Source organism: Paenibacillus sp. OV219, assembly GCF_900110075.1.
Taxonomy (GTDB): Bacteria; Bacillota; Bacilli; order Paenibacillales; family Paenibacillaceae; genus Paenibacillus_Z.
In genome coordinates, this window is record NZ_FOCJ01000014.1 from 1 (window position 1) to 13312 (window position 13312).

Consider the following 13312-nt stretch of genomic DNA (forward strand, 5'->3'; position numbering starts at 1 on the left):
TATCCGGTATTAGCATCCGTTTCCGAATGTTATCCCGATCTTACAGGCAGGTTGCCTACGTGTTACTCACCCGTCCGCCGCTAACCTTGTCCCGAAGGACAAGATCCGCTCGACTTGCATGTATTAGGCACGCCGCCAGCGTTCGTCCTGAGCCAGGATCAAACTCTCCATAATAGGCGAAATGGCGAAGCCATTTGCGCCAAATGAATTTGCTTGTTAGCTCATTCAAAAAACTAGCTCGTCAGAAACGCTTTCGCCAGATGGCGATCGTCGTTCCGACGTATTTTATGACCTTTTGACAGGTCGCTCATTGTTCAGTTTTCAAGGAACAAAATTCTTTATTTCTCGTCCCAACCTCTCGGCCGGAATTAGAATATATCATATATCGAAACTCAATTGCAAGCTTTATTTTTCAGCTTGTTTTCGTTTCGACCACCGCGTCATCGTGTATGTCTCAGCGGCAGAAATAGAATATAACACGACATGATTCGACTTGGCAAGCTTTTTCTCAAAAAAGTTAGGAGGCGCCTTAGGCACCTCCTATTGCTCCCTATGCTGCTTAATCAAGTCGAGCTTCAACTGCCATGCTGCAACGCTAATATTCACGCGATACATCTCTGGATTCAGCTTGCGGAGATATTGCGGCCAGAACTGGCTCAACTGCTGCTTGTGATAAGCTCGAACACCCTCTAGTTCCGGCACATCATATACAAGCTCACCGCCCTGGAAGATACTCCGTAGCAGAGGGACAGCTTCATACTTATCAATAACGGTTGGCATATAGGGATGAAAAGGATCATAAAGCTGAATGGGCTCGCCGCGTCCCACCGCCATTTCCTCGCGGAGTGTAATATAGTCGCCGTCGGCCATTCCACTCTCACGGTTAATGATGCGGTACACTTCCTTGATGCCGGGGGTGCTTACTTTCTCGGGATTGCCTGAAATTTTAATAACCGGTATGAATGCTCCATCTTGCTCCCGAGCGACAAGCTTATAAACTCCGCCGAGCGAAGGCTGATCGCCTGCTGTGATGAGCTGAGTCCCGACACCCCATACATCAATCCGCGCTCCTTGCGCTTTTAAGTTGAAAATAATATTCTCGTCCAGGTCATTCGATGCGACAATCTTCACATACGGCAAACCCGCTTCATCCAGCATCGCCCGTGCGCGCTGGGAAAGATACGTCAAGTCGCCGCTGTCCAGCCGGATAGCATTCATCCGTTTGCCCTGCTGCTCCAGCATATGCCCGATGCGAATGGCATTGGGCACGCCGCTTCGCAGCGTATCGTACGTATCGACGAGCAGCGTTACTTGATCGGGAAGCACCTCCGCATATTTGCGGAAGGCTTCCTCTTCAGTCTCGTGCCCTTGCACCCAAGCGTGCGCATGCGTGCCTTTTGTTGGGATATGAAACAGCATGCCTGCACGCATATTGGAAGTCGCATGAAAGCCAGCTATATACGCTGCCCGCGCGCCCCAGATCGCTGCATCCGCTTCCTGCGCGCGCCGCGTGCCAAATTCGAGCAGCACATCATCGCCTACGACTTGTTTAATTCGCGAAGCTTTTGTCGCGATCAGCGTTTGGAAGTTGACGAAGTTAAGCAGCGCCGTCTCAATTAGTTGCGCTTCGAACACCCGCGCCTCAACGCGAATAAGCGGTTCATTCGGGAAGACGATCGTCCCTTCCGGTACGGCGTCCAAGTTACCAGTAAACTTGAACTCGCGGAGCAGCTGCAGAAACTCTTCCTTGTAATTCTCCTCTTGCTCCCTCAGGTAGGCGATTTCCTCCTCACCGAAATGGAGCCCTTCAATATAAGCAATCGCACGCGCAAGCCCTGCTGCCACCGCGAAGCCGTTGCCGAACGGCAGCTTGCGAAAGTATAGCTCAAACACTGCACGATCATTTAGGGAGCCTTGCATCCAATGCGCGTACATCATATTGATCTGATATTTATCAGTGTGAAGTGTCAGATTATCGTAGCCCATCCACCCTTACCCCTTCCACCAGTCGTCATAGACGGTAACCGGCCCGCGCCGTTTATGTTCCGTCGCTCTATAACGCGCTTCGATTCGATCGCTCAGTTCCTCAGGCAATGTCACGCCTTCCAAGTAGTCATCCAGATTCTCATAGCTCATGCCGAGCGCTTCTTCATCCGGCAAGCCTGGCTTCAGATCTTCCAGATCGGCTGTCGGCTTCTTCATATAGAGATGCTCCGGGGAACCAAGCGCCTTCAGCACCGCCCGGCCCTGCCGCTTATTAAGCCCATAGATAGGAGCCATATCGCAGGCACCGTCGCCATGCTTCGTATAGAATCCTGTAATTGCCTCAGCCGCATGGTCGGTTCCAAGCACCAGCAGCCCGTAATGGGCAGCAATATCATACTGCGCCTTCATTCGCTCCCGCGCTTTTACGTTTCCTTTATGGAAGTCGCCAAGCTTCTCTCCCGTCGCGACAGCAAACTGCTCAACCGCCGCGTCCACCGCTGGTTTCACATTTACAGTCACCGTACGAGTCGGCGAGATAAACTTTATGGCATCCTGCGCATCCGATTCATCCTGCTGCACGCCATACGGCAGCCGAACGGCGATGAAGCTCACTTGATCCGTATGCTCTGCGTTCCATTCATCAACTGCCAGCTGCGCGAGCTTGCCCGCAAGCGTGGAATCTTGCCCGCCGGAGATGCCTAGCACAAAGCCTCGAGCCTTCGTACGCTTCAGATATGCCTTCATAAACTCCACTCGAGCGCGCGCTTCCTCGGCTGCATTGATTTGAGGCTTTACTTTGAGTTCCGCTATGATCTGTTTCTGCATCGTCGTAGCCATCGCCACTTACATCTCCTTCATATCACGTAATAGGTTGATTGTTCTTCATTAGCACTGCGCCAAGTGAGCCGGTAAAATGCTGCAGCGCCCACTCATGGCCCTGCGGATTAAACGAGGCAACGCTATCAGCATGAACAGTAATTTGAAAGCTTCGGTTATATGCATCCACCGCCGTGTGCAGCACACATATATCCGTACATACGCCGACAAGGTGAAGCTCCGTTATACCTCGCATCCGAAGCTGCAGCTCCAAATCTGTTCCGCAAAATGCGCTATATCTAGTTTTGTCCATCCAATAGATACTTTCATGCTCCGCTTCGTAAACATCACTCAGCTTGCCGAACAGTTCCCGCCCCGGCGTGCCTTCAATATTGTGCGGAGGGAACAGCTTGTGCTCAGGATGCAACGCCTCATTCTCGTAGTGAAGATCAACCGCCATCACAACAAAATCCCCTTGCCGCACAAACTGCTGCGTCAGCTCAGCAATGCGGTCTTCAATTGCAATTGCAGGCTCCCCGCAAGGCAGCTTCCCCGTTACAAAATCAACCGTGTAATCAATGACGATTAATGCTTTCATCGTTCCCACCATCCTCATCTTAATAATCATGTCATTACGACATTATTAAATCAGATAAAAGAATGCCTAGCTGTATATAGACAGCTGAGGCAGAAAATCCGTGAATCGGTACAGTTGGGCTGCGCGCTGTGAGTAGCGGTTCGATAGCTTCAGCTCACCGCGGGAATCTCGCACTTCTTCAATAATGCCCTTGCGGCTCTGCGTTGATGTGATTTTGCGGATAAAGTTGCGCTCCACGAACTCCGGCACTACAGCCTCAATAACCTGGTACAGCTCCCCGATCGTAAATTCCTCCGGGAGAAACTCGCGGGCAATCGTCGTGGTCAGCATCTGATGCCGAATATGGTTCTGCGCATCTTGCAAAATAAGCTTGTGGTCAAAAGCAAGATTCATGGCGAGCGCCTCCTCCACCGGAAACAGCCGTACGTCGGCCGCATCATCAGCGGCTCTACGGCCCGCGAGATAGCTCTCGTGCACGAGTGCCACGAACGCATGTGAAATAATCCAGCCCCGCGGATCACGCCCTGGCTCGCTATAAACGTTCAAGTACTCCATATGAACGTCTTCAACACCAGTCTCTTCTTGCAGCTCCCGTTTCGCGCTCTCCATAATCGTCTCGGTATCTTTGGAGAATCCACCAGGCAGTGCCCATTGCCCTGCGAATGGCCATCCTTTGCGCTCAATCAGCAGCACTTCGAGCTGCCTCGTCGGAAGCGACTTCTTCACCGTATTGCGGACTTGAGATGTAATTGTAAAGATGACGATATCGGCAGGCGCGCCGTCTGGCGTTCGATATTTGCGTGGTGAATACGTAGCTGCGTCGTCTAGTGGTTCGTTCAAATAGGATCACCTTACCTGCTTCGTTTTTCTTATATTGTCATTATGACATTATTAAAATTTTTGTCAAGCGCTTATTTGCCTAGAGCAAGTATGTTACTATTACGTTTGGCAAAAATGCATATTATCTACATCAGGAGGTTTTTTACCGTTGTCCAAAATCATCCAAGTCCATGAACGACCTTCACTGCTTGCCAGTGTCCCGCTCAGCCTGCAGCATCTCTTCGCGATGTTCGGCTCCACTGTACTCGTGCCTATTCTATTCAAAGTCGATCCGTCGACCATTCTGCTGATGAACGGGATCGGAACGCTGCTCTATCTGCTCATTACAAACTTCAAAATACCAGCTTACCTGGGCTCAAGCTTCGCCTTCCTCTCTCCGGTGTTCGTTGTGCTGAACTCCAAAGGCGGATATTCTGCTGCGCTTGGTGGCTTTATTATTGTCGGGATTATCTTTACACTAATTGCGGTGATTATTAGAGTAGCCGGGACGAGCTGGATCGACGTTGTCTTCCCGCCTGCTGCGATGGGTGCAATCGTTGCGGTTATCGGGCTTGAGCTTGTACCGGTTGCTGCGCAGATGGCAGGCTTCATCGCCGGCTCTGATGCCCCAGCAGACTGGTCGCCGGATGCGACGACACTGACTGTATCCATCGTTACACTCAGTATTGGCGTTGTCGGTTCCGTATTGTTCCGCGGCTTCCTTCGGGTAATTCCGATTCTTATTGCGATCATCGTCGGTTATGTGCTTGCTTGTATTCTCGGCGTCGTTGATGTGAAAGCAACGCTCAGCGCAGCACCTTGGTTCAGCTCTCCTACGTTCTATAAGCCGACCTTCGACTGGACGAGCATCGCCATTATTGCACCTGCCGCGCTTGTCGTTGTCGCTGAGCATATCGGGCATCTCATCGTTACCAGTAATATTGTCGAGAAGGACCTCACCAAGGATCCTGGTCTCAGCAAATCGCTGCTAGGCAATGGCATCTCAACCATCATTTCCGGCTTCGCAGGCTCTACACCGAACACAACGTATGGCGAAAATATCGGCGTTATGGCGATTAGCCGTGTGTACTCGGTATGGATCGTGGGCGGCGCGGCTTGCGCAGCGATCGTGCTTTCTTTTGTCGGGAAGCTGTCTGCGCTCATTCAAACCATTCCACAGCCGGTCATGGGCGGCGTGTCTCTGCTCTTGTTCGGCGTTATCGCCGCTTCCGGTCTCCGGATGCTTGTTGAGACGAAGGTTAATTATTCGAAGCCAGCGAATCTGATGCTGACGACGATCGTGCTCGTCATTGGACTGAGCGGCGCTACGCTGAAATTGGGCAATTTCGAGCTGAAAGGGATGGCACTGGCGACAGTTGCCGCTATCGTGCTTAGTTTGTTCCTGAAGCTGATTGAAGTGCTGCGCTTGACGGAAGAAGAATAGTAAAAAGACTCAGACCCTTTGTAATAAGGGTACTGAGTCTTTTTTTGTTAAGTTAGCGAGGGCGTCATCTGACGCAGCTTGCGCTCGAATTCTACAAGCGAAGCGGCAGCCGCGCCGCAGCCCCAATCAAAGATCGTAAATTCGCCCAGCCCTTCAACCGCCGATCCGTCATGATGGTTGAAGTTCTCCATATGGAAACCGTAATCTTGCGCGTCTAACTGCGGATGTACACGCTCGTACTTCGCCTTCACAACCGGATTAAGCGGGCAGTACATCATATAGAAGGAAGACTTCATCGCCCAGATCGCTCTCGCTTTGTATCTGCTGTTGCCCGTTACGCGATAATAATCGAGATAGGTGAGCGCAAAGAGGCTTTGCCGCGCATCATTCCACTCGTCATCCGAAGTCATAACACCGAATCCGCCAATTGCCGGCACTTCGATGAACGGAGGCTGCCAGATCTGCTGGAAGAACGATGCTTCAGCGAGCACCTGCTCTCCAGCATCCAGCCAACGCGCCGTGCCGGTTGCTTCATACAAATCCTTGAACGCTTCCGCTGTCCAGTACATGCCGAAGTTACACTGGTTATACAGCCCGCTTCGCGCATCCAGCACGCCATGCTGCTTGCCTTCCCACTGCCTCGAGCAGGACCAGTACGTCTCGAAGTCCTCCCAGCGTCCCTTCTGAACAACATCGCGCAGCACCATCTCCGCCGCCTGCTCGGCAGCAGCAATGTAGCGAGCATCTGCTTCTATGCCGTGCAGCAAGGTGAGCAGCATGATGTGCATGGAAGTCTCAGGACTCTCCAGCAAGTAAGGGGAGATGTCCGAGTTGTTCGGATTAACCCAAGCCGGGAAGCCGCCGCTTTCAAGCTGAAGCTCAAGCAGGCGATTCACATAATTGCGTACATAAGGCAAAATCCGCTCATCCGCGTGAACATCTTGGTACCACTTCAGCAGCCAATAGCACGTCCATGAAGCATCGAGCAGATGAACGAAGTCATCAAGTCCATCCGGACGACGAGGCGCGGACATATACCAGCGACCGGATTCCCAGCTGTTGTCCTCCCCTGCTTTGAAATAACTTGGGAAAAGTCCGTTCTGCTGCGGAGCACTCAACGCGAAGTTAAGCGCTTTCTCCGATTTCGCTACCCAGTCCTCGCGGCCGTGTGTGCGCCCCCATTGCGCGTAGCCGTAAGCAGTACGCAGACCGCAGAACCAGGCTTGATTCCAGAGGCTCTTCGGCTCCCGCCACTGCTCTTCCTCGCCAAGACCTGGCTTCTGCCGGGCACGGACGATAAATACAACACCGCCGACTTCTTCGCCGCTGCTGAGTGTAAACTGCTGCCAGGTGACATCCTTCCAACGGTCGAGTGCCCAGCTATAGGCGTACTCTGCGTAAGGTTTTAGCCCCTCGATGACGTCCAGCTCCTGCTCGGCAGGCATCTTGGCTTCGACGGCAAAAGTATTCCATAGAAACTGCTCCACGCAGCGGTAGTCTTTGTCCCTAGTGTCTGCTTGTTTTTCCCACTCCACGAGATAGAATCGGAATACGAGCGGTTCGTTTATCAAAATAGATGTTGGGGTCAGGTTGTGATACACATGCCCTGTTTCCTCATAGTTGCAAAGGCCATACATGAGTGAGTGGTCCTGCAACGTATAATCCATCACATGCGGGATGCGGCGGTCCTGCTCAATTGCCTTCAGGTCTGGCACGAATGCGGCCATGCGCTCGCCGTTCTCGAAGATGATTGCGGGTGAACGGAACATGTTGTCCCCGATAGCCATATTGTCCTGGGGCGCAAGCTGCGGTTTCCACACGCAGGTCTGGTCCGCCGCAATCGGCATCGTAAGCTGGACGCCGCTTATCGCGAGTTCAGCTTGCTTTGGCAGGATTCGCACTTCAGCCTTATAGCAGCTCGTTGTCTGCGAAGCCGCGTGAGGTTGAACGGAGAGCTCGATCCGCACCTCAGGTAAATCGGCTGTATAGCTTACTGTGCCCGATGAAACATTTTCGCTCGTACGAATAAGATTGTGAGTATTCCATTGATGCTGCGTGAACCATTTAATTCCTAATCCTTGCTGAAGCCAGCTTGCCATGAAAATCTTCATCCTCTCGCCGGAAACACGGTAATTTGGAATGCTTGTGCTATGCAACATACTGCTTCGACTAGTATAGCATGGGAGGTTCCGGTGAGTAATGGTAGATTAAAGGCTAAAACACAAGTGAAGAGCGCAGCTTTACGCCATATTCGAGATAGCCTTTGAGGCAGGTTAGCATGTAGGTCCAGCCTTCTTTGTTGCCGATCATCTCCTGGCGAAGCTGTTCATTGTCCGTACTCGCGTCGAAGCCTTGTTCGGTAACCTCAACAACAGTAGCGGACGATTGCTCCGGATGCAGCTTTATCGTAACGAGGTTCCCGCCGTCTTCGCCGCCCCAGCGGTATACGATTCGCTCGTTCTCCACGAACTCGACGATGTAAATCGGCACCTCCGCGTTGTATTCTTCATAGCGCCAGATGAACGTCTTGCCTTGCTCTAAACGACCTGAGCCTGCGAACCAGAACTGAGCCAGCTTGTCTGGATCGGCGAAAGCTTCGAAGATGTCTGCGGCTGGCTTGTTGATGCGGATCTTAGTTACGTTGGTTAGGTTATTCTTCATTATGGCGGGAACACTCGCTTTCTTGAATAGGATTATAAGGATACAGGCGGCAATGTGCGTCCGGTTTCGAGCAGAGTCTTCAGGTTGCTCAGGATCGCTGGCCAACCGTTGTTAAGGCCCTCGAAGGTGTCGTCGCGATCAACGATATCCGAAGGAATTAGATTCTCGTGCTTAAGCGTCAGCTTCACGGTGCCGTTCATCGGCACGAGTTGGAACGTCACTTGAGATGGCTCGGTGCGTCCGGACTTGTCCGTCACATAGTTCCAGGTGAACGATAGCACCCGATATGGCTCACATTTGATAATTGTCCCGTAATCCGTCACTTCCCCGTTACGCGAGTAGGTCACCGCTGACCCTTCCTTCCAATCAGACTCAATACGACTTCCGAAAAAGTACTGCTCCGTAAACTCGCTGCTCGTCAGCGCCTCCCACAGCTTCCCCGGCGTGGTCGCAATGTACGTCGTGTAAACAAAGGATTTAGTTGTTGTCATGGCTTTGGTCATGATCCTCCTCAAGGTTCCTTTTAAGCTGCTGCAAAATGTTTACCCGGTGCTGGTCGAACTTGCTGATCCAGCGGTCATAAATGTCTCCAAGTGGCGCGGCGTTGAGGTAGTGCAGCTTATTGCGCCCCTGTCGCTCGGTTACGACGAGCTGCGCCTCCTCCAGTATAGATAGATGCTTCGTTATCGATTGCCTCGTCATGTCGAGATGCTCGCAAAGCTCGGTTAAGGTTTGTCCATTGTGTATGAAAAGCTCGTCGAGCAGCTGTCTGCGGCTGGAATCCGCGAGCGCTTTGAATAGGTTGTCCATAGGAATATATTATGCAGCTAAATGACTGCATGTCAAGTTGGAGGAGGCGCGGAGCGAAGTGAGAGCGATGGGATGCGGTGCTAAGCGAGAGCGATGTCGACGCGGAGCGAAGCGAGCGGGGAAGGCGATGTCGACGCGGAGCGAAGCAAGGGCGGGGAAGGCGATGTGGAGCGGTGGGATGGGATGAGGTGCAATGCGATGATGCCGTGCTGAGCGCAATGGGGAGCGGTGGGAGCCGATAAGTGCTGAGCGATTCGGGGAGCGGATACGGCGCAAAGCGATACGGGGGAGCGGTGGGATGGGATGAGATGCGGTGCTGAGCGATACAGGGAGCGATGGGAGCGGATAAGTGCTGAGCGAAACAGGAAGCGATGGGAGCGGATACGGCGCAAAGCGATACGGGGGAGCGGTGGGAGCGGATAAGTGCTGAGCGACACGGGGAGCGGAGAGGTGTGCGGGCAATTGAGCGAGACGATTGGTGAGTGTAATTTAGAGTTCTACTCCCCTGTAAAGTGAGGCGCTCTCTTCGTGCGGAATGCTTCGAGCGCTTCTTGTCTGTCCTTCGTCGGAATGGTGACTTCGTAGGCGGCAGTCTCAATGTCCATCCCGGCTTGCAGGTTCGTGTCGAGCCCTCTATTAATGGCGAGCTTAGCCTGATAGACGGCGATCGGCGCGGCCTGCAGCAGCTCCGCCGCCAATTGCGACACGGACGCGTGCAGCAGCGCCATGTCATCGGCAACGCCGCTGAGCAGGCCAAGCTCATAGGCCTGCTCAGCCGTGATGCGCCGCGCGGTAAGGATGAGCTCTTTCGCCCGCGCTGCGCCGATGAGCCGCGGCAGCCGCTGCGTGCCGCCGCCGCCGGGGATAATGCCGAGGCCGACCTCGGTCAAGCCGAGCTTCACCCCGCGCAAGGCGAAGCGGAAGTCGCAGGCGAGCGCGAGCTCCAGCCCGCCGCCGAAGGCGAGCCCGCTGAGCGCAGCAATGGTCGGCTGTGGCAGCTGCTCCAGCGCTGCGAGCACCGTTTTGATGCGATGGATGCTTTGCCGGATGTCCTCCGGCGAGCCCATCGTCTGGCGCTCCTTCAGATCAGCGCCGCTACTGAACGCGCGACCCGCGCCTTCGATGACAACAACGCGGATGTCGCGCGAATTGTTCCCGATCTGTTCAATCAGCGCGCCAAGAGCATCCAACATCGCTCGGTTGATCGCATTCAGCTGCTCCGGGCGGTTCAGCCGGATATAGCCGATATGTCCCTGCTGCTCCCAGAGCACCGGCACCGGCGTTGATGCTGGTGCTGACGCTGATGCCCCCGGTTCTTGCTCCGACACTGACGCAGACTCTAGCCCCCGCCCCCGCTCCTGCTCCTGCTCCTGCTCCTTCTCCTTCTCCTCAGACATCAGCTACGCCCCCTTCACTTTAAACCGGATAGACCGGATGTTTGCGCTCGGTAAACACAACGTTCTTCGACGTATACACATCGAACCGCTTAATAAGCTCGCGGCGCAAGCCATGCGCCGGGACGATTCCGTCAATAACCATATCAGACGCCAGTTGATAGAGGTCGATATTTCGGCTATATTCCTCACGCTTACTCGCAATGAAGCCAGCTCTCTCGGCCTCCGGCAGCTCCGCGATCTTATTCGCGTACACTGCGTTCACCGCCGCTTCAGGTCCCATGACGGCGATCTGTGCCGATGGCAGCGCCAAGCAGCAGTCCGGTTCAAACGCTGGACCGGCCATCGCATAAAGCCCCGCTCCGTACGCTTTGCGGACGATGACGGATATTTTCGGCACGGTCGCCTCTGACACCGCTGCGATCATTTTCGCCCCATGCCGGATTATGCCTGCCTGCTCAACAGCTGTGCCAACCATGAAGCCCGGAACGTCGGCGAGGAAAAGCAGCGGAATGTGGAAGGCGTCGCAGAGGCTGATGAACTTTGCCGCTTTGTCCGCCGAATCGTGAAACAGGATGCCCCCCTTCGTCTTCGGCTGATTGGCGATAATGCCGATTGCCCTCCCGTTCAGTCGCGCCAACCCCGTTATTAACTCCCGCGCAAACAATCGTTTAATCTCGAAGAAGGAATGCTCATCAATCAGCCCATCAATGAGCTGATACATATCGAACGCCGTGTATTGATTGTCAGGGATGATACTGTCCAGCGGCACTTTGAGATCGGCAGGCGGCTCAGCCTCTCGCGTTGGCGGCAGCTCCGTAAAGTTTGCTGGGAAGTAACCGAGGTAGGTGCGAGTCAGCGCAATCGCTTCCTCCTCGCTCTTCGACAGCACGTCGCCGCAGCCGGAAACCGAGCAATGCATGCGAGCCCCGCCGAGCGCCTCCAGCGTCGCTTTCTCCCCTGTCACCATCTCGACAATTCGCGGAGACCCGAGATACATCGACCCGTTCCCCTCCACCATAATGACGATATCGCAGAAAGCCGGAATGTACGCTCCGCCTGCCGCGGACGGGCCGAAGAGGATGCATACCTGCGGGATTCGACCCGAGAGCTTCACTTCGTTATAGAATATCCGCCCCGCTCCGCGCCGGCCAGGATACATGAGCGCCTGATCGGTAATTCGCGCTCCAGCCGAATCGACGAGGTACAAGAGAGGGATACGCAGTTTATCTGCGGTTTCTTGCATGCGAATGATTTTCTCCACGGTGCGTGCTCCCCAGGATCCGGCTTTCACCGTTGAATCGTTCGCTATGACCGCAACCGGTTTTCCATGAATACGGCCGATTGCCGTGACAACGCCGTCAGCAGGCAGCCCGTACTCCGCGCAGCTGGCGAACATCGCGTCCTCCAGTTCCACATCTGCATCGAACAATAACGAGAGCCGATCACGGACGAATAGCTTGCCCTGCTCGGCATTCTTCGCATGATATTTGGCAGCGCCGCCCTGTTTGATCTCGTCGATCTGCTCCTGCAGCCGGTCTTTTACCGATTCCGCATCATCAAGTTCACGCTCCATTTGCTACCGCGCTCCCCTCTTGCAGGCACCTTCCACGCAGCGCCCGGCATCAACAGCCGAGCTGCGCAGCGATCACCATCCGCTGAATTTCCGAGGTGCCTTCGCCGATCTCGAGCAGCTTCGCATCGCGCATGAACCGCTCCACCTCGTACTCGCGCATATAGCCATAACCGCCGTGAATTTGCACGGCTTGATCGCATACCTTCATACAAATTTCCGACGCGAGCAGCTTCGCCATTGCCGCTTCTTTCTTGAACGGCCTGCCTTGATCCTTCAACCATCCGGCTCGGTACACCATCGTGCGCGCCGCCTCAATCTGCGTTGCCATATCTGCGAGCTTGAACTGAATCGCCTGGAACGAGGACAGCGTTCGCCCGAACTGCTTGCGCTGCTTCGCATACCGAAGCGCCTTCTCAAATGCGCCTTGCGCAATGCCGACCGCCATCGCACCAATGCCGATGCGGCCGCCGTCGAGCACGGCGAGAAACTGCTTGAACCCGTTTCCATCGGTGCCAAGTAGATTATCTTTCGGCACTTCGACCTGATCGAGCACGAGCTCGGTTGTGTTGGAAGCGTGAAGCCCCATTTTTTCATAGTTATCTATAATGCTGAAGCCGGGCGCATCCGTCGGCACGATAAACGCGCTTATGCCGCTTGTTCCCTTCGATCGGTCGGTGACCGCCGTGAGCGCAAGATGCTTCGCGTAGCTGGCATTCGTAATGAAGCACTTAGAGCCGCTGATGATCCAGCCGTTGTCACTCTGAACTGCCGCCGTTCTTGTCCCGCCCGCATCAGAACCGGCATCCGGTTCAGTCAACCCGAACGCGCCTAGATATTCACCCCGGCACAACGGAGCGAGATAGTCCCGCTTCTGCTCCTCCGTCCCGAAGAGGTAGATCGGCGAACCGCCAAGCGATACATGCGCCGAATAGGTGATGCCCGTCGAGGCACATACTCGGCTTAATTCTTCCACCACGATTGCGAAGCAGATCGTATCCGCCCCGCCGCCATCGTACTGCTCGGGAAAAGGAAGCCCCATCAGCCCGAGCTTCGCCAGCTTCTCAAAGACTTCCACCGGAAACGCACCTGTCCGGTCACGTTCAATCGCCCCAGGGGCTACTTCCGCTTCCGCAAAATCGCGGATAAGCGTTCGAATCATTGCCTGCTCTGCCGTTAAGTCGAAATTCATCTTCAAACACCTCGCTTTA

Annotated in this window: 12 protein-coding genes and 1 rRNA gene; 1 reads left to right on the forward strand and 12 read right to left on the reverse strand. The window is 54.3% G+C overall.

The genetic code is table 11. The annotated features are described in order from the left end of the window. From BMY11_RS25500 to BMY11_RS25520, 5 genes are all read right to left on the reverse strand, one after another. A 16S ribosomal RNA gene (locus BMY11_RS25500) occupies positions 1-174 on the reverse strand; the annotation flags it as partial. 366 nt (positions 175-540) lie between these two features. Further along, positions 541-1986, reverse strand: coding sequence for a nicotinate phosphoribosyltransferase (locus BMY11_RS25505; protein ID WP_090582741.1), 1446 nt, complete (start codon positions 1984-1986; stop codon positions 541-543). A gap of 6 nt (positions 1987-1992) precedes the next feature. Beyond that, complete coding sequence (gene nadE, locus BMY11_RS25510) at positions 1993-2811, reverse strand: ammonia-dependent NAD(+) synthetase (RefSeq protein ID WP_090582983.1); 819 nt, start codon at positions 2809-2811, stop codon at positions 1993-1995. 34 nt (positions 2812-2845) lie between these two features. Next, positions 2846-3400, reverse strand: coding sequence for a cysteine hydrolase family protein (locus BMY11_RS25515; protein ID WP_090582743.1), 555 nt, complete (start codon positions 3398-3400; stop codon positions 2846-2848). A 66-nt stretch (positions 3401-3466) separates the two neighbouring features. Continuing rightward, a complete protein-coding gene (locus BMY11_RS25520; RefSeq protein ID WP_090582746.1) occupies positions 3467-4240 on the reverse strand; it encodes an NUDIX hydrolase in 774 nt (257 codons plus the stop codon). A 148-nt stretch (positions 4241-4388) separates the two neighbouring features. Between BMY11_RS25520 and uraA the strand changes: the two genes are divergently transcribed. Beyond that, positions 4389-5663 (forward strand): uracil permease, encoded by a 1275-nt coding sequence (gene uraA, locus BMY11_RS25525; protein WP_090582748.1) that lies wholly within the window; start codon positions 4389-4391, stop codon positions 5661-5663. Between the two features lie 47 nt (positions 5664-5710). On the opposite strand, the gene BMY11_RS25530 is transcribed toward uraA, so the two are convergent. The 7 genes from BMY11_RS25530 to BMY11_RS25560 form a co-directional block, all read right to left on the reverse strand. Then, positions 5711-7762, reverse strand: a complete 2052-nt coding sequence (locus BMY11_RS25530) for a hypothetical protein (protein WP_090582750.1) — start codon at positions 7760-7762, stop codon at positions 5711-5713. Between the two features lie 115 nt (positions 7763-7877). Then, positions 7878-8324 carry an SRPBCC family protein gene (locus BMY11_RS25535; protein ID WP_090582751.1) on the reverse strand — a complete coding sequence of 149 codons (447 nt, stop codon included), beginning with the start codon at positions 8322-8324 and terminating at the stop codon, positions 7878-7880. Between the two features lie 32 nt (positions 8325-8356). Then, positions 8357-8827 carry an SRPBCC family protein gene (locus tag BMY11_RS25540; RefSeq protein WP_218150216.1) on the reverse strand — a complete coding sequence of 157 codons (471 nt, stop codon included), beginning with the start codon at positions 8825-8827 and terminating at the stop codon, positions 8357-8359. After that, positions 8802-9134, reverse strand: coding sequence for an ArsR/SmtB family transcription factor (locus BMY11_RS25545; RefSeq protein ID WP_090582756.1), 333 nt, complete (start codon positions 9132-9134; stop codon positions 8802-8804). Before BMY11_RS25545 ends, BMY11_RS25540 begins: the two co-directional genes overlap by 26 nt. Before the next feature lie 497 nt (positions 9135-9631). After that, a complete protein-coding gene (locus BMY11_RS25550) occupies positions 9632-10531 on the reverse strand; it encodes an enoyl-CoA hydratase-related protein (RefSeq protein ID WP_090582758.1) in 900 nt (299 codons plus the stop codon). Positions 10532-10550: 19 nt separating this feature from the next. Beyond that, the gene (locus BMY11_RS25555) at positions 10551-12104 is read right to left on the reverse strand and encodes an acyl-CoA carboxylase subunit beta (protein WP_090582760.1); all 1554 of its coding nucleotides are present in this window, start codon (positions 12102-12104) and stop codon (positions 10551-10553) included. Between the two features lie 49 nt (positions 12105-12153). Further along, positions 12154-13293: an acyl-CoA dehydrogenase gene (locus tag BMY11_RS25560; protein WP_090582762.1), complete on the reverse strand. Its 1140-nt coding sequence runs from the start codon at positions 13291-13293 to the stop codon at positions 12154-12156. Between the last annotated feature and the right edge of the window lie 19 nt (positions 13294-13312).